This is a genomic window from Acidianus sp. HS-5 (assembly GCF_021655615.1).
Taxonomy (GTDB): Archaea; Thermoproteota; Thermoprotei_A; order Sulfolobales; family Sulfolobaceae; genus Acidianus.
Map to the genome: position 1 here is coordinate 930,339 of NZ_AP025245.1, position 17,485 is coordinate 947,823.

Annotated in this window: 23 protein-coding genes; 10 read left to right on the forward strand and 13 right to left on the reverse strand. The window is 34.0% G+C overall.

Annotation, left to right across the window (positions count from 1 at the left end):
- Positions 1-31 precede the first annotated feature (31 nt).
- Positions 32-262, forward strand: coding sequence for an Lrp/AsnC ligand binding domain-containing protein (locus tag HS5_RS04980; RefSeq protein ID WP_236753061.1), 231 nt, complete (start codon positions 32-34; stop codon positions 260-262).
- Between the two features lie 155 nt (positions 263-417).
- Here the strand turns inward: HS5_RS04980 and HS5_RS04985 are convergent, their stop codons facing one another.
- A complete protein-coding gene (locus tag HS5_RS04985) occupies positions 418-720 on the reverse strand; it encodes a hypothetical protein (protein WP_236753062.1) in 303 nt (100 codons plus the stop codon).
- A 144-nt stretch (positions 721-864) separates the two neighbouring features.
- On the opposite strand from HS5_RS04985, the gene HS5_RS04990 reads away from it, so the two are divergent.
- Positions 865-1,041, forward strand: a complete 177-nt coding sequence (locus tag HS5_RS04990) for a ribbon-helix-helix protein, CopG family (RefSeq protein WP_013776985.1) — start codon at positions 865-867, stop codon at positions 1,039-1,041.
- On the opposite strand, the gene HS5_RS04995 is transcribed toward HS5_RS04990, so the two are convergent.
- Genes HS5_RS04995 through HS5_RS05020 form a run of 6 tightly spaced genes read right to left on the reverse strand, consistent with a single transcriptional unit; the run spans position 1,031 to position 4,487 of the window.
- Positions 1,031-1,651, reverse strand: coding sequence for an MBL fold metallo-hydrolase (locus tag HS5_RS04995; protein ID WP_236753063.1), 621 nt, complete (start codon positions 1,649-1,651; stop codon positions 1,031-1,033). The two genes, HS5_RS04990 and HS5_RS04995, sit on opposite strands and share 11 nt — an antisense overlap.
- 14 nt (positions 1,652-1,665) lie before the next feature.
- Complete coding sequence (locus tag HS5_RS05000; protein ID WP_236753469.1) at positions 1,666-2,817, reverse strand: isopropylmalate synthase; 1,152 nt, start codon at positions 2,815-2,817, stop codon at positions 1,666-1,668.
- Between the two features lie 24 nt (positions 2,818-2,841).
- Positions 2,842-3,465: a 6-hydroxymethylpterin diphosphokinase MptE-like protein gene (locus HS5_RS05005; protein WP_236753064.1), complete on the reverse strand. Its 624-nt coding sequence runs from the start codon at positions 3,463-3,465 to the stop codon at positions 2,842-2,844.
- Entirely contained in the window at positions 3,462-3,659 is a 198-nt protein-coding gene (locus HS5_RS05010) for a hypothetical protein (protein ID WP_236753065.1), read from the reverse strand. Before HS5_RS05010 ends, HS5_RS05005 begins: the two co-directional genes overlap by 4 nt.
- Complete coding sequence (locus HS5_RS05015; protein ID WP_236753066.1) at positions 3,643-4,059, reverse strand: hypothetical protein; 417 nt, start codon at positions 4,057-4,059, stop codon at positions 3,643-3,645. The genes HS5_RS05010 and HS5_RS05015 overlap by 17 nt, the downstream gene beginning before the upstream one ends.
- Complete coding sequence (locus HS5_RS05020) at positions 4,056-4,487, reverse strand: hypothetical protein (protein WP_236753067.1); 432 nt, start codon at positions 4,485-4,487, stop codon at positions 4,056-4,058. Before HS5_RS05020 ends, HS5_RS05015 begins: the two co-directional genes overlap by 4 nt.
- 34 nt (positions 4,488-4,521) lie before the next feature.
- Between HS5_RS05020 and HS5_RS05025 the strand changes: the two genes are divergently transcribed.
- Positions 4,522-5,019 carry a hypothetical protein gene (locus HS5_RS05025; RefSeq protein WP_236753068.1) on the forward strand — a complete coding sequence of 166 codons (498 nt, stop codon included), beginning with the start codon at positions 4,522-4,524 and terminating at the stop codon, positions 5,017-5,019.
- Positions 5,009-5,419 (forward strand): 6-carboxytetrahydropterin synthase, encoded by a 411-nt coding sequence (locus tag HS5_RS05030; protein ID WP_236753069.1) that lies wholly within the window; start codon positions 5,009-5,011, stop codon positions 5,417-5,419. Before HS5_RS05025 ends, HS5_RS05030 begins: the two co-directional genes overlap by 11 nt.
- Here HS5_RS05030 and HS5_RS05035 read toward each other — a convergent pair.
- Both HS5_RS05035 and HS5_RS05040 read right to left on the reverse strand, forming a co-directional pair.
- Complete coding sequence (locus HS5_RS05035) at positions 5,416-5,814, reverse strand: hypothetical protein (RefSeq protein ID WP_236753070.1); 399 nt, start codon at positions 5,812-5,814, stop codon at positions 5,416-5,418. The two genes, HS5_RS05030 and HS5_RS05035, sit on opposite strands and share 4 nt — an antisense overlap.
- Positions 5,814-7,289 (reverse strand): dihydropteroate synthase-like protein, encoded by a 1,476-nt coding sequence (locus tag HS5_RS05040; protein WP_236753470.1) that lies wholly within the window; start codon positions 7,287-7,289, stop codon positions 5,814-5,816. The genes HS5_RS05035 and HS5_RS05040 overlap by 1 nt, the downstream gene beginning before the upstream one ends.
- A 59-nt stretch (positions 7,290-7,348) precedes the next feature.
- Between HS5_RS05040 and trxB the strand changes: the two genes are divergently transcribed.
- A complete protein-coding gene (gene trxB, locus HS5_RS05045; protein WP_236753071.1) occupies positions 7,349-8,320 on the forward strand; it encodes a thioredoxin-disulfide reductase in 972 nt (323 codons plus the stop codon).
- 1 nt (position 8,321) lies between these two features.
- Positions 8,322-9,104, forward strand: a complete 783-nt coding sequence (locus HS5_RS05050; protein WP_236753072.1) for an inositol monophosphatase family protein — start codon at positions 8,322-8,324, stop codon at positions 9,102-9,104.
- Here HS5_RS05050 and HS5_RS05055 read toward each other — a convergent pair.
- Together HS5_RS05055 and HS5_RS05060 are read right to left on the reverse strand one after the other, a co-directional pair.
- Positions 9,058-10,875 (reverse strand): AAA family ATPase, encoded by a 1,818-nt coding sequence (locus HS5_RS05055; protein WP_236753073.1) that lies wholly within the window; start codon positions 10,873-10,875, stop codon positions 9,058-9,060. The two genes, HS5_RS05050 and HS5_RS05055, sit on opposite strands and share 47 nt — an antisense overlap.
- Positions 10,876-10,931: 56 nt before the next feature.
- A complete protein-coding gene (locus tag HS5_RS05060; RefSeq protein ID WP_236753074.1) occupies positions 10,932-12,482 on the reverse strand; it encodes an NAD(P)/FAD-dependent oxidoreductase in 1,551 nt (516 codons plus the stop codon).
- 140 nt (positions 12,483-12,622) lie between these two features.
- On the opposite strand from HS5_RS05060, the gene HS5_RS05065 reads away from it, so the two are divergent.
- Both HS5_RS05065 and HS5_RS05070 read left to right on the forward strand, forming a co-directional pair.
- Entirely contained in the window at positions 12,623-13,723 is a 1,101-nt protein-coding gene (locus HS5_RS05065; RefSeq protein ID WP_236753075.1) for an alkaline phosphatase family protein, read from the forward strand.
- Positions 13,716-14,237: a phosphoribosyltransferase gene (locus HS5_RS05070; RefSeq protein WP_236753076.1), complete on the forward strand. Its 522-nt coding sequence runs from the start codon at positions 13,716-13,718 to the stop codon at positions 14,235-14,237. Before HS5_RS05065 ends, HS5_RS05070 begins: the two co-directional genes overlap by 8 nt.
- Here the strand turns inward: HS5_RS05070 and HS5_RS05075 are convergent.
- A complete protein-coding gene (locus tag HS5_RS05075; RefSeq protein WP_236753077.1) occupies positions 14,227-15,882 on the reverse strand; it encodes a methylmalonyl-CoA mutase family protein in 1,656 nt (551 codons plus the stop codon). The genes HS5_RS05070 and HS5_RS05075 overlap by 11 nt on opposite strands.
- Positions 15,883-15,968: 86 nt before the next feature.
- Here HS5_RS05075 and mce point away from each other — a divergent pair, with 86 nt between their 5' ends.
- A complete protein-coding gene (gene mce / locus HS5_RS05080; RefSeq protein ID WP_236753078.1) occupies positions 15,969-16,391 on the forward strand; it encodes a methylmalonyl-CoA epimerase in 423 nt (140 codons plus the stop codon).
- A gap of 87 nt (positions 16,392-16,478) precedes the next feature.
- Complete coding sequence (gene hsp20, locus HS5_RS05085; RefSeq protein ID WP_236753079.1) at positions 16,479-16,994, forward strand: archaeal heat shock protein Hsp20; 516 nt, start codon at positions 16,479-16,481, stop codon at positions 16,992-16,994.
- Here the strand turns inward: hsp20 and HS5_RS05090 are convergent.
- Positions 16,957-17,478: a ZPR1 zinc finger domain-containing protein gene (locus tag HS5_RS05090; RefSeq protein ID WP_236753471.1), complete on the reverse strand. Its 522-nt coding sequence runs from the start codon at positions 17,476-17,478 to the stop codon at positions 16,957-16,959. The genes hsp20 and HS5_RS05090 overlap by 38 nt on opposite strands.
- Positions 17,479-17,485 lie beyond the last annotated feature (7 nt).

Genomic DNA, 17,485 nt, shown 5'->3' on the forward strand with positions numbered 1-17,485 from the left:
GATTTTTATTATCGCTTACTAAATATATATTATGGGAAATGTAAAAGCATATATCTTATTAATAACCAGTATAGGAAAAGAATTGGATGTTGTCAATGATGTGAAAAAATTAAATGGAGTAAGAGACGCAACACCCGTTTATGGAGAGTACGACGTCGTAATAGAAGTGGAAGCACCAGACTTAAACGAATTAAATAAGACAATTAATCAGATAAGGAGAAACTCCTCCATAATTAGAACAGTAACATTAATTTCAATGTAATTTCAGTTTTTTATTAATTTTTTCCTCATTCTTCAGTTCGTCCCTGCCACATCACAAGTAAGCATTAAGGGGACCCCTCCATGTTCATAAGTCCCCGGTACACGAGGACATTATCCCATGGACCCTTCTCATTAATATCTAATACAGAATAAGTTTTAATCGTTTTCCTCTCTTTCTTTAAGTTCTACTTCTTCTTCTCCGATATCTTCATCTTCTATATTCTTTAACTTTCTAACGAGCTCGCCAACTATAGCGTCAAGCTGAGCTACTTTTGCCTCTAGGAAAGCAATGTTCTCCTCATATTCACTGCTTTTCCCTACATCTTCGTCTTCTTCTTTCTCCATACCCTGCCTAATATAGAACTTAACTAGATCAGTTATCTGTATTCCCATATCTTCAGCTTTCTTCCTAAGCTCTTCGTACATTCCTTCTGGAATCGATAAGTGTATAGTTGGCACTGTATTCTTCACTCAATAAAAATATATGGCAAACTTATATATTAATCTTCCTCATGAAGTATCCCTCTTGAAGTAGTAAGAGAGTCTTATCGCTCCAGAAAATACTTAAACCATAGTACTAAGAAGATATATATTAGATATACGATGAGAGTTGTAACATTTAAAGCAGAAGAAGATTTGTTAGAACTACTAGATAGGTATGCAATAAAATACGGATTAAATAGATCAGAAGCTATAAGAAAAGCAATAGAAAACCTAGTTAAAGATGAAGTAAATAAAGAGACTGTTCCGGTAGCCAGAGTAGAGAAAATTAGGTTGTGAGAAGGTAAGCTACCTCTTTATCTTCTATTTTCTCAATACATTTTTTGCCTTCAATTGTTTTCCAACCTAACTCTTTTATGAAATTATCTACGGGGTCTAAAGGCATTAAATGACCTTTAACCCAATAATGCATTGGAATAACTGCTTGCGGATTAATATCCTTAACTAAGGATACCGCATCTTTATAATCAATTGTTATTAAACCGCCTACAGGAATAATGAGAACAGTCGGAGAAGAAATTTCTTTAATAAGATCTTCTTTAATTGGATATTCTCCTAAATCGCCTAAATGAACTATCACATTACCTTCGGGATCTTCTATCTTATAAATAGCGGTCTCTCCTCTCCTCTTTCCTCTTTCCTTATCATGATAAGCCTTATAACCTGTTATCTTGTAGGTTTGATAATTCATATATCCGTAATACCTCATTTTCATGTCATTATAAGTTAATATCTCGTAAGCATTATGATCGTAATGATCATGAGTAATTAAAACAAGATCTACTTTATCTAAATTAGGCTTAGGTAAACCTATACTGCCTCCATCATGAGGATCTATAACAATTTTTTTATCGATCAAAAACATTGAATGGCCAAAATATTCAATCATAAAAAGAAATTATTTTACGAGTTCAAAAGCTTGATTGCAATGTTCCTTGCATCTTCAGCAGTTATCTTTTCTCCAGATTCGGCTTTCTTCTTAATCTCCATTAAAACCATTTTCAATTTATCATCATCTAAATAAATTCCTTGGTCTTCTAAGATTTTCTTCAATCCATGAATACCACTATGCTTTCCTAAAGCTAATCTTCTGAAATTACCTACTTCTTCAGGAGATATTGGCTCATAAGTTACTGGATTTTCTATAACTCCATGCACATGAATTCCTGCTTCATGCCCGAAGGCATTCTCTCCAACTATTGCTTTAAAGTAAGGTATTGGCATTCCGCTTAATTCCGAAACAAGTCTACTTGTTTCATATAGTAACCACGTTTTTATATTCAAATCATAATGCATTAATTTCTTTAAAGCCATTACTACCTCCTCCAATGAAGCATTTCCTGCTCTTTCTCCTATACCGTTCACTGTTACGTGAACTTGCCTAGCTCCAGCTGCCACTCCTGCTATGGAATTTGCCGTAGCTAATCCGAAATCGTTATGACAGTGAACACTTACTATCTTATCGTCAGTTACACTAGTAACTTTCTTAATTAGGTCATAGAAAGTGAACGGAGTCATCACTCCTACTGTGTCTGGAATGTTTATTCTATCTGCACCGGCTTGTATAGCAGTCTTTATTGCTGTCAGCAGGAAATCCTCGTCAGATCTAGTGGCATCTTCTGGACTAAATTCCACTATTAAGCCATGAGATTTTGCATAACTTACGTTCTCATAAATTTTATCTAAAACCTCCTCTCTTGTCATTTTTAGTTTATACTTCATGTGAATTTCCGAAGTAGCTATAAACACATGAATGCTAGAAAGCCCTGCTTCTATTACTTTGTCTATATCGTTCTTATTAGCTCTGGCTAAACCAATAACTTCTGTTTTATCTCCCGCTTCTTCTAAAATCTTCTTAGTTGCTATAAAGTCTCCTTCTGAAGAAGCAGGAAATCCTGCTTCTATAACATCTACACCTAATTTAACTAGCTGGCCGGCTATCTTTACTTTTTGCTCAACAGTAAAATCTATTCCTGGAGCTTGTTCTCCATCTCTTAACGTGGTATCCAGTATCCTTACCCTATTCGAGAATACGCATCCCTTGCACCAATTTATAAATCTACTTAAATTTTATAAGCTTTACTGTAAAACCTCATTTACAATATTTTTTGCAATTTTTAATTTCTCCCTCTTTATCCATGAAATGGGCACATCTGCACCATACCAAGGTTTAGAAAATTTTCCGATATAGTCAGAATCAAAATCCATAGCATAAAGTAAAATTTTCTCTGGATTAAATTTTTTTGCAAGAATAACGGCCCTATCTCCGTCAGTAAACCCGCCAAATAATTTTAGTCTACCAAAGGGCATAACTTGACACGTGCCTATTACATATTTCATTTCCTTAACCTTACCTAACCTTGTAATGTTATCTCCATGAGCTAAAACTACGTATACTGTTTTATCAGGAAAAATCTCAATTCCATCAAGATCAGTTACCACAATATCAGGAATAACGCCCTTACTTACTAAGTAATTTGTAGCACCATCAGCAGAAATTATTACATCAGCATCTATTTCCTTAATCTTAGTTAAGCTAGGACCTGCACCGACTATTGCGACTTTTTTACCTCTTATCTCATCAAGAAGGTAAGTATAATCTTCGGTAATAGTCTGGTTAAGTAAAGATGCTGAATAGTAATCCTTAGCATAAGAAAACCTTAACCACTCCCTTATCTTAGAGTAAAAAGAGATCCATTTCATTGAATCTTGAAATATACTATTCCACCTTCATTCTTTATTATTTGCAAAGGATATCTTTTCTTTATATCTTGGAAGAAGGGATTATCAGAAGATATCTTAAAAATTATACTATCTTTTTTGTACATAAGATATTCTATTGCATCTAATGGATTAAATGAACATTGGTCTGAATCTAAATCAACTATGGAACTCATCAAAGACTTCTTGCACTTTGTCAAATATTTTGGTTACTCTATCTAAAACTGCCTTTACTTCTGCATTCCTCACTACAACGCTAGGAGATTTTAACGAAGATTCATCTACAAAGTTAGTAACATCTAACTGCTTATCTAAGTCTTGAACGTCTTTAATTAATGATTTTAACGAAGAGTCAAGTTCTCTAGTTTCATCTAAATATGATAATGCGCTAACTGAATCTCCGTCAACGGCGTATATTCCGTACAAAGATAACACAACGCTCGCTAAATTGTTTAGTGTTTCGTCCAATCTGACTAGAGTGTAATATAAGTCGCCTTCATTATAAGCCTCTGTAGCCTCTTTTAACGTCCTAGTACCGCGTAATAAGAATTCCGAGGCTAATTCGCTGGTGTTCATATTTCTACCACCTCCCCTTTCTTCACTTTACCTAAATCTAAAATCTTCCTATTATAATCTTCAAATATTTTCACATTAGATTTGAGTAAATTCGAAATAAATCCTTGTGGATCATAAAGAACATAGCCTTTATGAAGAATATAAACTATCTTAGGTATATTGTAAGTTAATTCATTAGGTGAAATTATTATCCCTTGCAATCTAGGAGCCTTGTGATTTTCTATCACGAACTTTTTGAATTCTTCCGTCTTTCTTAGTCTATTATAGAAGAAATTATAAATCTCGCCCCTGGCAAATAAAGAAATCTTATCAACGCCTTCTAGTACTATCAAAATTGCATTATAGTTTTGTTCATAAAGTAAGCCTTTTAATTTATCACCGTACCAATTAAGTATATCTAAGGAAATATTCTCAACTAACTTTAGCATACCATTTTAATATTAAGTAAATGTAAATAAAGTTGTGGATGTTACAAAAGAATACCTTAATATTAAACCCAGTAAGAAACTCAGAATTTTAAATATTGAAATACCTTGCGATACAGAATGCCTAAAGAACTCCAATTTTAAGGAGCTTTTAAATAATGAATTCTTTAAGGAACAGTTAGAAATACTTGATAGTCTAGAAAATTTGATAAATGACAATATAAATACATTACTTCAAGAGCTTGAATTCAGGTTTTCAAAGTATTCAGTAAATTTAGAAGATCTCGCTTATACAGTCTATAAAATTATAGAAGAAGGAGGAAACGTTATAGTTGGCAGTAATAACATAATCTTTGAGGAAAAGATTATTGCAAAAAGTACAGAATTTAACTCGCTTTATGAGATATCTAAGCTAATAGACGAAATAAGAAACGATGAAAATATAAGATCCCTTTGTGATGAGATTAAATATCTTACAGAATCATTATGGGAGCACTTCAATAAAAATCTTAGGAGGGCTTTAAATGAAAGTTAAAGTAGGAATTGAGGGATTTACAATAGATTCAGCACATTATACTTTATCATCCCCAGAAGATTCTCAATTACATGGACATACTTACGTAATAAATGTAGAAATTGAAGGCGAAATTAATCCAACTAACGGATTTGTAATGGATTTTAATAAATTAAAAGGAGAAATTGGGAAAATAATTAAAGAATGGGATCACAAACTAATAGTCCCAAAAAAGGATCTAGAAAAAATATCGATATCAGGTCCTTTCAGGAACGAGATTAAAATTATCGAAGAAGATTATCCTACTGCAGAATACATAGGCTTTGAATTAGCTAAAGAAATATATAATAGAATAAATATGCCAGTAAAATTAAAAATTTATGAAGGAAAAGATTCTTACTCAATAATAGAGTATCCTTAATCAACAATGAATCTAAGACCTATATTATCTATTGGACTGCATTCCATATATTTCCTCAGCTTGGAAAAGCAATATGTATTACTATCAAACTTAAAGCAAGTAAATTCCGTTTTCAATCCGTCATAAAATTTTTCTAAATCAAATTCTTCACCTTTCTCTCCTTGACACAAATATCCATCAAACTCTACTCTTAACAACACGGACTTTCTTAAGAATACGAAAATCCCTCCAAAAAGTTGAGGATAGCATAAAAGCTTATCTTTACACTCACTAATTCTCATCGTAGATTTTAGGATATTGATAACCTCGTCCTCTGTCTTTGTAGGTAAAACTGATACCGAGATTGTATATTTCCCACTGTGTAAATAGATAACTTTTGGAACTGAGATAATCATTAATGGATCTTCTTAAATAAGGGAAGATCCTGAATATAATTTTTATCTAGATTTCTAGCTATTTCTGCTTTAGCCAATTCATAGCCTATATAAACTGCGTGTTGTTTGCTTATATTTACTCTTCTTACTAATTCTCTACCTATAGATAAAGCCTCATCACCTACCAAAGTAACATTATTCTTACCGTAAAAAGTTAAAGCTATCTTACCATTATTTAAGAAAACTTTTGCGAAGCCTGCACTATCCATTTCAGGCTCATTATGATCTACAAAAATAATGTTATTTAGTTCCTCATTTTCCTTGTATTTGGCTTTGTCTTTCAAAATAAGTAAATCGATGCCCAAATCCTTGGGTGACCTCTTCTGAAGAAGGGAAATGCTAACCATTTTAGATGCTTCCTTTATTTCCCAAGAGCTCCACCTAGTTTTTCCTTTTTCCATAGTTAGAATAGAAGATATACCTAATTCCCCAGCGATCGCAGTAAGCAAAGCATTCATTCCATGACTATCAGCGTCTATTAATTCTGTAACGTTTAAAGCGCCCATTAGCAGAGGATACTGAGGTAGAGCTTCCCTTATTTTTTTATATTCTATAATGCTCTCCACCATACCTTGAAGCGGAGGAGATAAAACAGCATCCAAAATCAGTTTATTAAACCCCTTACAAGAAAGAATTTTAGCTAACTTAATTACAATGTCAGATTTATTTTCAACATTAAAGGGTGCAACAACAAACGCAGCTTTATTCTTAACGTCAATAAGTTTTTCATAATTCGCTTCATTTATATTAAAAACAAAATCTACACCTTCTTTAATTCCTTCTATTAATTCCCTAGGTGAATCGCTGTCAATTCCTATAATAACGCCTGTATCTTTAACTTTCCTTATCTTTAATCTTACATCATCTAAGTTATCATGACCTACAGGAAATCCTATAACATAAACATCTACAAATTCTCTAGTTCTTTCAATCTCTTCTAATATTCTATCTATAGGCCATGTTGGATCTAATTCTAAAAACACCCTAAAAGGCGGAGGCCTTAGTGGTATTTTTATTCCTTGCTCGAAAGCTACTTCCTGATTTTCTTCAATTTTCTCTAAAGTTTTCAACATTTTTTCCATTTTCACTTTACCTAAAATTTTATCTGCGGGATAAATTGTAGAGAGTTGTATACCTTGATTTAATGCTTCAAAAACCAGCGGAATGTCCCATGCGTTCTCTGTTCCTTTCACAGTTTTAACTCCAGTTTCTTCTTCTATTATCTTTGCGTCACCAAAAACTAAACCCGGTAAAATAATTATGTCAAAATCTTTAAGATTATCATTTTTTATATTTTCAAGAATGTATCTAACACTCATTAAAGATGCTACGGGATAATTTAAAGATTTAATTGTCGCATCAACATTACTAACTTTCTTTAAAACCTCTTTTACAATAGGATAAGCAAGCTTACCAGTAATAAGCAATGCCCTCAAGGTATCACAATATTCCAAGAGTAATTAACCTTTAAATCTATATGTTCTAAATATAATTAATGAGTCTACTTCCTAAAAGTGCGGATATAAAGTCCGGCGAAAAATTTGATGTGATAATAATTGGAATAGGACCTGCAGCTTATGGCGCAGCATTATACGCGGGAAGGTATATGTTGAAGACCTTGGTTATAGGAGAAACGCCCGGAGGGCAATTAACAGAAGCGGGAGAAGTTGATGATTACTTAGGGTTAATAGGAATACAAGCTCAAGATATGATAAAAACTTTTAATGCACATATTGAGAAATATAATGTTCCAGTAATTTTAGATACTGTAGAAAGTTTCAGAAAAGAAGGAGACGAATATATTGTAAAAACAAAAAGAAAAGGAGAATTTAGTGCCTCAACTTTAATCGTTACTGTGGGAGTAAAGAGAAGGAAATTAAATGTTCCGGGCGAAGAGGAGTTTACTGGAAGAGGAGTGTCGTACTGCTCAATTTGTGATGCACCTTTATTTAGGAAAAGAGTTGTTGCAGTAGTAGGTGGAGGAGACTCTGCATTTGAAGGAGCAGAGCTATTATCAAGGTATGCGACTAAAGTTTATTTAATACATAGGAGAGATCAGTTTAAAGCGCAGCCCTACTATGTAGATCTTGTAAAACAAAAACAGAATGTAGAATTTATCTTAAACTCTACAGTGAAGGAAATCAAAGGAGAAAAAATAGTAAAAAGTGTTATTGTAGAGAATCTTGTTACAAAAGAGATAAAGGAGATTCCAGTTAACGGAGTTTTCGTGGAAATAGGATTTGAACCACCAACTGATTTTGCAAGGACTAATAATTTAGAGGTTGACAATCACGGTTATATAAAAGTTGACGAATGGATGAGAACTAATTTGCCTGGAGTGTATGCAGCAGGAGACTGCACTGGTATGTGGCTAGGCTTTAGACAAGTGATTACTGCAACTGCTCAAGGAGCTGTTGCAGCCCATAGCGTCTTCACTTATCTAAACGAGAAGAAGGGGAAAAAGTAAATTGATTAATATCCTGAGGAAAATTGGTGAAGAAGCTACAAAATACTTAAGAGAGTTACATGAAAAGAAAGGTATAGATGAAATAATAGGTTATCATCAAGGAGATACTACTAGAAAAGTAGACAAATTCTCTGAACAGTATATTTTTGATCTTTTAGATCATTCAGGCTATAAATTCTCCTTTGTTTCGGAGGAATCTGGAAGCGTTTTTAAGGAAAATTATGATTATATAGCGATAATTGATCCCCTAGATGGTAGTACTAACTACATAACAGGAATTCCTTGGTCGTCCGTTTCAATAGCAGTGTATAAGAAAATTACTGAGGAAAATTTCGTACCTTACACAGGAATAGTAGCAGAAGTTTTTGGAAATAACATTTATTCTTATGATGAAAACGGAGCATATATAAATGATGCAAAGATAGATAGAAAGAATCCTTCAAACAAGATTATATTACCTTATTACAATAAGGATAAAATAAATGATGCGTATTCCATTATCTCGAAAGCTGGCAGCAAAATAAAAATTAGAACATTAGGTTCAGCGTCACTAGACATGATACTAGTTTGCAGTGGAAAAGCATATCTTTATTTCGATATAAGAGGTAAGCTAAGAAACGTTGATATAGCTTCTTCAAAAGGTTTCTGTGAGAAGCTTGGAATAAAATCTATGGATTTAAAAGGAAGAGAAATAAACTTTAGTTTAAAATATGTTGACACTATTCCAGAAATAATAACTACTTCTGATCTTGAGTTACAGAAGGCTTTTTCTTCTTATTCTTAATTGAAGGTTTTATTTTATTTAATGCTATTTCCATGTCTTCTTTAGTTATTATCCTATCTTTATTACCCCTTATAATTTCCTTTAAAACTCTGATTTTAGCTTCTCTAGCTATTGCTGCTAAATCTGCACCAGTGTATCCTTCAGTACGTTTTGCTATATCTTTACAATCAACTCTCTCACAAACATCCTTTCCAAGATACTTTTGCAAAATATCTAGCCTTTCTTCATCATTAGGTAAGCCCATATGAACTATTATGTCAAATCTTCCTGGCCTAAGTAGAGCTGGATCTATTGTTTTTATCCTATTCGTTGTACCTATGACTACTACTTCCTTTAAATTCCTTATCCCATCCATTTCAGTTAATAATTGGTTAACTATCTTTGAAGAATCAGTATTATCCTTTTGAGATCTTCTTGAAGCTATCGCATCTAACTCATCAAGCAATACAATGGAAGGCTTATTTTCCCTGGCTCTATTAAATACCTCTTTTAATATTGATACTGCACCTTCATATCCCTTGTACATAATTTCTGCTACACTAACCGAAATTAATTTAACACCTATAGTCTTTGATAAAGCCTTAGCCATCATCGTCTTACCTACTCCTGGGGGTCCGTAGAGCAATATTCCCCTTATTGGAGGTACTTTCATTTGTTCCATTAATTTTGAATATTTCAACTGTAACTCAAGTAGCTCCTTTAATTCAGTCTTAACTTTAGTATAACCTCCGATATCATCTAAAGTTATTTTATCTTCTATTTCAGACTCTAAATCTTCTCCTTTTCTAGCCCTTCTTTCAAAATCTAGCCTGAACTTCTCGAAATCTTCAACCATCTGTAGCGTTACACTTGGCTTATACCTTTGGATTATATCCATGAAATCTTTCATAGTTATCTTAACATCCTTACCGCTCTGCATTGCCTCTATCGCAGCCTTCCTAGCAACTTCTTGGCATATGTTTGCTAAATCTGCCCCGCTGTACCTTTCTGTCATTTCAGCTATTTTGTCCAGATCCACATCTTCTGCCAAAGGCTTGTTTTTACAATGTATCTTTATAATGTCCTTTCTAGCCTCTTTATTAGGAGGACCCACATAAATTAACTTATCAAACCTACCTGCTCTCAATAAAGCCTTGTCTAAAAGTTGAGGAACGTTAGTTGAACCTACAATTATTACTCCATCTTCACTATTTAAGCCGTCTATCTCAGAAAGCATTAATGATAATAATCTTGGAGTAACAGAATCCCCAGTATGACTTTCCCTCTTTGTTCCTATTGTATCTATTTCATCAAAGAAGAGCAAACAAGGAGCATTTTTTCTAGCATTTGCAAATAATTCCCTTAATCTAGCTTCGCTTTCTCCGTACCACTTACTCATGATATCGCTGACGTTAACATAAATGAAGTTTAGCTTTGCATCACTAGCCAAAGCTCTCATCATTAAAGTTTTCCCACAACCAGGAGGACCGAATAATAATATTCCCTTGGGTGGCCTTAATCCATACCTTAATGCTAAGTCTTTATTCTTCAAAGGAAACTCAACATAGTCTATTATCTCCTTCTTAACGTCCTCATAGCCTCCTATATCTCCCCAAGTGATTTTCTTTTCTTCCTCGTCTACTTTCTTCTTGCCTTTCAATTGCAATTGAGATGCCTTATCGCTAGTCATGAAATTAGTAGTAAATCTTTTAAATATCCCCATAAGTATGATACCAATTATAGAAAGTAATATAAAAAGTATGATGATCTCGTAAGTATATCCTAAGTCCATGAATTATCAATAAAATACTTCTCTTAGCATGTATTTAAGACTACATTAGATTATTTTTACTTGCTTTTCTTTAGGTCTGACAAAATTCTCATTGCCGCATTATATCCTGGAGCACCAGTAACGCCTCCCCCTGGATGAGTTCCAGAACCACACAAATATAATCCTCTAATTGGTGTTGAATAATTGCTTAGCCCTATTGTAGGTCTAAACACGTAAAGCTGATCTGGAGTCATATCTAGGTGAAATATATTACCGCCCCATATACCGAATCTTCTTTCTATATCTAAAGGAGTTAATACATCGTATTTAACTAGCTTAAAGTTTGGAGCAAATTCCCTTATTTTATCAAATGATATCTCTGCAATCTTCTCTTTAATCTCGTCAAGCTTTTTATTATAAGGTAAATATTGACCAAAAATTGAGATGGAAAACTTGCCTAAAGGGGCTACAGTAGGATCTACAGAGGACTGAATATTTATTGAAAGCCACGGTTCCTTGGAATAGCCAAGTATTTTTGCGTCAAGATAAGCTTTCTCTATATAATCAGAACTAGGCATAATTAACTCAGAAGCTATATGCTCGGGCTGTAAAGACTTTCCATTTCCGAAATCTGGTAATTCCTCAGAATATCCTACTATCTTAAAAGATACTCCAGTGGTCTTTAGCGACTTTATTCTTTTAATTAATTCATCGTCTATCTCTGTATTCCTAAGCAACTTAAGAAAAGTAGTTTTAGGGTCTGCATTTGAAACTACTATTTTAGATTCAATTATCTTCCCTGAGCTTAATTTTATTCCTTTAACTTCACCTTTTTCAACAAGTATTTCATTAACCTCACTAGACTCAAATATTTCTACTCCAACACTTTCAGCGGATCTCTTTAATGCTTGGGTCACTCCTCCCATTCCGCCCTCAACATAGCCCCAAGCTCCTTTTATTCCGTTTACTTCACCTATTACATGATGAGCTAAAACATAAGCAGTGCCAGGCATAGAAGGCGATGCATAAGTCCCTACTACCGCATCTTCTATTAATGCTGAAATTACTTCATCTGACTCGAAGAACTCTGAAAGTAAACTCTTTCCGTCAGTGACGAAAGCTCTTGCAATCGATAGTGCGGTATCTTCATCGATTTTGACATTCTTTAAAATCGCTAAGAAATCATCTACATTAGATAGATTTATTGGAGGAGAAAGCATCAATAAATCGACTAGCTCGTAAGGAGGATCCCAGAATTTTATCCACTTCTCATAATTTTTTGCATCGTTTTTAGAAAACTTCTCTATCTCCTTCTGGGTCTTCTTTAAGTCAGACCATATATATAACTTTTTACCATTCTCGAAAGGTACAAATAGCCCAGGATCTTTACTGTAGACCTTCAGTCCAAATTTCTTTAATTTTAAATCATCAATAATTTTCGGTCTGAATAAACTAAGAACGTAAGCTCCTGTAGATACTTTTATCCCTGGCCATAATTCTTCGGTTACTGAAGCACCACCTATAATTCCTCTCCTTTCAAAAACTGCTACCCTTAGTCCTTCTCTAGCTAGATAATTAGCAGTTACTAGACCGTTATGGCCTCCTCCTACTATTATAACATCATACATGATACTTTCTTCTTATGAACCAAGTTAATATTGATAATCCTGCCCCTATGCCTGCTAATATTATTGCAATTATTGCACCATATAATAGAATCTCTGCCATTTACCAGTTATTTTATAAGGATATTATTAAGATTATGCATATGAGTTTAGAACTACCTAACTATGAAAAGAACATTTATTCATTAGCATGCGGTATTGCAGACTTCCTAGGAGTAAAGAGGAATTGCTTAAGTAAAATTACCATTCCTGGCAAAAAGATGGCTCTAGTTTTACTGGACGGATTTGGATGGAACATTATAAATAAATCTGGAACAGTAAAGAAGGAAGCAGAGAAGTTTCATACAGTTTTCCCTTCAACTACATCAACAGTCCTAACTACACTGTTTACAGCGCTTACTCCAGGGGAGCACGGAATTTTAGGTTATAATACTTTTGTTAAAAGATTAGGAGGTATAATAAATACTCTAAAATATTCGCATCCATCAATAAATGAGAGAGATTCAATCCAAGATGCGGTACCGTTTGAAAAAGCTTTCCCAGAGGTAAAAAGCTATTTAGCGGAGGTTCAAAATAAAAAGACCGTAGAAATTGTACCAAAAGGTATAAGTAATACGCAATTCAGCAAAGCGACTCATGGTAAGACTTCTGAAACTAAAGAATATACAGACATATGGGACGCGCTATACACTTTTTCTCAGACCCTTCAACAAAACTCTTACGATTTCATTTACCTCTATATTCCAGATGTAGATACTTTAGCTCATAAATACGGACCTTACGCAGAACCTACTTTAAATGCAGCTAGAGAAATTTTTGAGGGAGTCTATAGCATATCGACCAAACTTGCAAGCATTGGAAATTATACTATAGCAATAACTGCAGATCACGGTCATGTAGAAGTCAGCAACAACGTAAACGTTAATGATGATAAGGAATTTCTAGGTATGTTAGAAGTTCCTCCTTACGGAGATTCCAGAGCTTTATTCTTAAAGAGTAGATATGATATGAAAACTTACCTTTACCATAGATTTAACCTAAAAGTCTTCACTAAGGATGAGTTCCCCTCACTCTTAGGCAAAATAGGTAACGTTGAGCTACCTGATTACATTGCAGTACCTCTTGATAATACAGCGTACATCTTTGATTATAAGGAGAATGGAGATTACGGTAAATTAAAGGGACATCATGGAGGTCTTTTACAAGATGAATTTGAAACTCCGCTAGTGATGATTAATGGTTGAGTATTTCATTCCTTCATGGGAAGATATAGAGGATAGTTTATTTAATATAAGCGAAAAAATAATTAAAGATCATAACCCCGACGTTATAGTAGCAATATTAACTGGAGGGGTTATTCCAGCAAAATTAATTTCAGACATTATAGGAATAAAAAACATAAAATACATAGAAATAAAATTTTATAAGGAAGTAGGGAAAACTCAACCTAAGCCTACGTTGAAGGCAATATATGTAGATGACCTAGAAAACAAAAACGTACTTATAGTTGACGATGTTTCGGATACTGGAGAAACATTGTCTGCGGTTTCAAGAATTATAGAATTATTTAATCCACAAAATATAAAAACAGCGACTATTTACGTTAAGCCTTGGTCTAAAAAATATCCAGATTATTATGATAAAGTTATTGATAAATGGATAGTATTCCCTTGGGATAAGTGGGAAGCAGTAAGAGAGCATAATGAAATTCCAGTAAAAAATAAGGATAGATTTCTCAAGAGCTTCATTAAAAAATAATTGGCTCTTTATATTCTCCCCATACTTCTCTTAGAACTGAACTTATTTCCCCTACAGTAGCTCCAGATTTTATTGCTTCTAAGATATATGGGAATAAGTTATCATTTCCTTCTGCAGCTTTTCTTAGCTTTTCAAGGCTATCCTTCCACTTAATATTATCTCTATTCTCTCTATATTGTTTTAACCTGGTAATTACCTTCTCCCTCACTGCAGAATTCACTCTAAATATCTCAGTAGTTCCAATCCAATCCTGTTCATAAGCGAAATTAACACCTACTTTTGTAAGATCTCCTTCTTCTATCCTTTTCTGAAGTCTATAAGAGCTTTCAGCTATTTCAGCTTGTGGATAACCTTTCTCAATAGCCTTAAGCATTCCGCCCATTTTTTCAATATTATCAATTACCTTCCATGCTCTCTCTTCTATTTCATCTGTCAGCCATTCAATATAATAAGATCCCGCTAACGGGTCTACTGTTTCTGTTGCACCACTTTCATACGCTATTATTTGTTGAACCCTAATTGCTATTTTTGCAGCTTTTTCGCTAGGTAATGCTAAAGCTTCGTCATAAGAATTTACGTGGAGACTTTGAGTGCCTCCCAGTACGGCGGCTAAGGCTTGAAGTGTTGTCCTAATGATGTTAATCTCTGGCTGTTGTGCAGTTAACTCTGCACCTCCTGTCTGTGTGTGGAACTTTAAACTCATAGAATCGGCCTTTTTAGCGTTAAACCAATCTTTCATTATTTTTGCCCACATTCTCCTTGCAGCTCTAAACTTTGCTACTTCTTCAAAGATATTAGTATACCCAGCAAAGAAGAAGGATAGTGTAGGAGCAAAGTCGTCAATGTTTATTCCCCTTTCTAAAGTCTTTCTTACATACTCAATGCCATCAGCCAAGGTAAATGCTACTTCGAGTATAGCGTCCGCTCCTGCTTCCCTAATATGGTATCCGCTTATGCTAATTGGATGCCATTTCGGAATATTCTTATAGGAATACTCTATGAGATCAATGGAATATCTTAATGAGGGTTCTGGAGGATAAATGAAGTTCTTTCTAGCAATATATTCTTTTAATATATCGTTTTGTACAGTTCCTCCTAAAATCTTCTTATCTATTCCTCTACTTTCTGCTGTAGCTATATACATTGATGTTAATTCCATTGCAGTAGCGTTTATGGTCATTGAAGTTGTTACTTTATCCATAGGAATCTGATTAGCCACTAGATCCATCTCTTTCCAATGAAACATTGAAACTCCTACTACACCTACTTCAGTAAATGCTAATTCTTGGTCTGGATCTAAACCTAGCTGTGTAGGCAAATCAAATGCCATGCTAAGACCAGTTTGACCTGCCTCTAATAGCTTCCTAAATCTTTGATTAGTATCCTCAGCAGAACCGAAACCTGCGTATTGCCTTATAGTCCATATCCTTCCTCTGTACATGTTTGGATAAATTCCCCTAGTGAAAGGATACATTCCAGGGAAGCCTATTTTATCTTCATAATTTCCTTTCAGATCTAGAGGAGTATAAAGGGGTTTTACTTCTACTCCAGAAGGCGTTATAAATTTTTGCTTTCTCTCCTTCCTTTTAGCTACCCAGCTAGTATAGAGGTTATTCCATTCCTTAATTTTCTCGTCCATATCCATGATAATACCCAATATCTAATTGTTTAAACACTATAAAACCTTTGCTTTTTAATCAAATTTATAAATTAAAATGAGTATAATAGTCCATGGAAACTCAAACAGTAGATCACATAGGCGTAGTGGTTGAAAATCTAGATAAGGCAATAGATTTTTATGAGAAAAATTTAGGAATGAAACTAATAGACAAAGAAGAGCTTAAGGATAGAGGGCTAAAAGTTGCATTCATGGTAGGCAAAAACGGAGATTCTGCAGTTGAGCTCTTAGAGCCTATAAATCATGAGGACATGAATAATACTGTAGCTAAATTCCTAAAGACAAGGGGTCCAGGTTTACATCATTTAGCAATAAGAGTTGAGGATATAAATAAAGCATTGGAAGACCTATCTACAAAAGGTATGCAATTAGTTGATAAACAACCGAGACCGGGTGCAAGAGGTCATCTAGTAGCATTTGTTCATCCGAAAAGTGTAATGGGAGTACTATTGGAGCTGGTTCAAGAAAGGCACTAATCTCATGCGAAAAGTTATAATCTAAATTCACAGATTTACCTAGTAAATTTTAAATCTTCACATGGAGAATATATATTCGGATCAAAAATGCCCTCAAAGAAAAAGAGTAATGATATATTTGATTATTTTGACGATATGATAAGGCAAATGGAAGAGGAATTCGAAGAATTAGAGAAGGAATTCTTTAAGGAAGCAGGGAAAGGAGAAGTTAAAACTTTCGGCCCTTATGTTTACGGTTTTAGCATGACAATAGGACCTGATGGAAAACCAATAATAGAAGAATTCGGTAATGTAAAGAGATTAGGAAGCAAACCAATATTAAGTGAAGAAAGAGAACCATTGGTTGATGTCATAGAGAAAGGCGATGAGATTAGAGTAGTTGCTGAAGTCCCAGGAGTTGATAAAAATAATATTAAAGTAAATCTTAACGGTAAAACTCTAGTGCTATCTGCACAAGAAGGAGACAAGAAATACTATAAAGAAGTAGAACTACCAGCCGAAGTTGACGAGAATTCCGCAAAGGCTACATACAAGAACGGTGTATTAGAAATCGTATTTAAGAAAACTAAGACTGAGGCTGGGAAAGAGATAAAGGTCGAGTGATTTTTACTTTTTCACTTTTTATAAAGCTTAAACCTGAAGAGTCTTCTATAATTAATGTGAATTTTCTTTTACCTTCTTTTGCGTCATAAATATCATGGCAATCATTTTCCTCACATAGAGATCCTAAATTCTCTAAAACATCTTCTAAAATTCCTTCTATAGTAGACAATATTCCTTGCGATGCATCTTCTGGATATACTTCTATTCCTAACTCTGGAATCGTTACAATGGCAAATGGGGATCTATATACCATTACATTTAAATCTTCTTCATTTTCTATAATGAATTCTAGAATTTTTGGCTCTCTACTCTCATAAGGCTTAACATCCCTAAATTTATAATTACAAGTAGTGCATTCCCAGTTTGACAATACCAGCTTACCAACTTCTCCCGCATCGTAAAGATAATCCCTAGCAATTAGCGTTTCATTCCCACAAACTGGACACTTAAGTTTTGCCTCAAATATTAATTTAGGTTCCATAATCCCAACC

What these genes read in the sequence shown, in the direction of transcription:
- HS5_RS04980 (WP_236753061.1), top strand. Translation starts at nt 32, where the DNA reads ATGGGAAATGTAAAAGCATATATCTTATTAATAACCAGTATAGGAAAA.
- HS5_RS04990 (WP_013776985.1), top strand. Translation starts at nt 865, where the DNA reads ATGAGAGTTGTAACATTTAAAGCAGAAGAAGATTTGTTAGAACTACTA.
- HS5_RS04995 (WP_236753063.1), bottom strand. Translation starts at nt 1,651, where the DNA reads ATGATTGAATATTTTGGCCATTCAATGTTTTTGATCGATAAAAAAATT.
- HS5_RS05005 (WP_236753064.1), bottom strand. Translation starts at nt 3,465, where the DNA reads ATGAAATGGATCTCTTTTTACTCTAAGATAAGGGAGTGGTTAAGGTTT.
- HS5_RS05010 (WP_236753065.1), bottom strand. Translation starts at nt 3,659, where the DNA reads ATGAGTTCCATAGTTGATTTAGATTCAGACCAATGTTCATTTAATCCA.
- HS5_RS05015 (WP_236753066.1), bottom strand. Translation starts at nt 4,059, where the DNA reads ATGAACACCAGCGAATTAGCCTCGGAATTCTTATTACGCGGTACTAGG.
- HS5_RS05020 (WP_236753067.1), bottom strand. Translation starts at nt 4,487, where the DNA reads ATGCTAAAGTTAGTTGAGAATATTTCCTTAGATATACTTAATTGGTAC.
- HS5_RS05030 (WP_236753069.1), top strand. Translation starts at nt 5,009, where the DNA reads ATGAAAGTTAAAGTAGGAATTGAGGGATTTACAATAGATTCAGCACAT.
- HS5_RS05035 (WP_236753070.1), bottom strand. Translation starts at nt 5,814, where the DNA reads ATGATTATCTCAGTTCCAAAAGTTATCTATTTACACAGTGGGAAATAT.
- trxB (WP_236753071.1), top strand. Translation starts at nt 7,349, where the DNA reads ATGAGTCTACTTCCTAAAAGTGCGGATATAAAGTCCGGCGAAAAATTT.
- HS5_RS05055 (WP_236753073.1), bottom strand. Translation starts at nt 10,875, where the DNA reads ATGGACTTAGGATATACTTACGAGATCATCATACTTTTTATATTACTT.
- HS5_RS05060 (WP_236753074.1), bottom strand. Translation starts at nt 12,482, where the DNA reads ATGTATGATGTTATAATAGTAGGAGGAGGCCATAACGGTCTAGTAACT.
- HS5_RS05065 (WP_236753075.1), top strand. Translation starts at nt 12,623, where the DNA reads ATGAGTTTAGAACTACCTAACTATGAAAAGAACATTTATTCATTAGCA.
- HS5_RS05070 (WP_236753076.1), top strand. Translation starts at nt 13,716, where the DNA reads ATGGTTGAGTATTTCATTCCTTCATGGGAAGATATAGAGGATAGTTTA.
- HS5_RS05075 (WP_236753077.1), bottom strand. Translation starts at nt 15,882, where the DNA reads ATGGATATGGACGAGAAAATTAAGGAATGGAATAACCTCTATACTAGC.
- mce (WP_236753078.1), top strand. Translation starts at nt 15,969, where the DNA reads ATGGAAACTCAAACAGTAGATCACATAGGCGTAGTGGTTGAAAATCTA.
- hsp20 (WP_236753079.1), top strand. Translation starts at nt 16,479, where the DNA reads ATGCCCTCAAAGAAAAAGAGTAATGATATATTTGATTATTTTGACGAT.